This window comes from Oleiphilus sp. HI0086 (genome assembly GCF_001635225.1).
Genome location: NZ_LWFZ01000127.1, coordinates 1 through 469 on the forward strand (window position 1 = coordinate 1; position 469 = coordinate 469).

Genomic DNA, 469 nt, shown 5'->3' on the forward strand with positions numbered 1-469 from the left:
GCAATAAGAGCTAGGTACATAGAGCCAAAGACAGAAATCGCAGAGATAAACAAGCCTATATCATTAAGCTGCAACGTTAACAGCAATGCCAGAAGTATAATTGGCCCATCGGTTACAATAGGTGCAAGGCTAGCCATAAACCCATTGTAATTACCTTTTGACATGGTTTGATGAATCACAAACACACCTAAAGGCCCCGGTTTCAGCCCTGCCACTAAGCCAAAAGTTAATGCTGCTAATGCGAAATACATGATATACCCAGTAGGTTACAACCCTACTAATAATGGCGAAGAAACAGGGTGGTTTTATTTGGAACGAAGGCTTCCCTGCATATAAGTAGTTGCATACTTAACCTGCTTATTGTTCATACTGTCCAAGAGTTATAAAACCTGTATTCGTATGGATACTTTGTTCATTGTAATAACTACCCAAATAGTAACTCAAGGTCATACTTAATTCATATTGGTTG

Annotated in this window: 1 protein-coding gene; it reads right to left on the reverse strand. The window is 39.0% G+C overall.

Annotated features, from left to right (window positions below):
• Positions 1-251, reverse strand: a 251-nt coding sequence (locus tag A3756_RS28515; RefSeq protein WP_231875453.1) for a hypothetical protein, incomplete at its 3' end; no start/stop codon positions are given.
• Positions 252-469 lie beyond the last annotated feature (218 nt).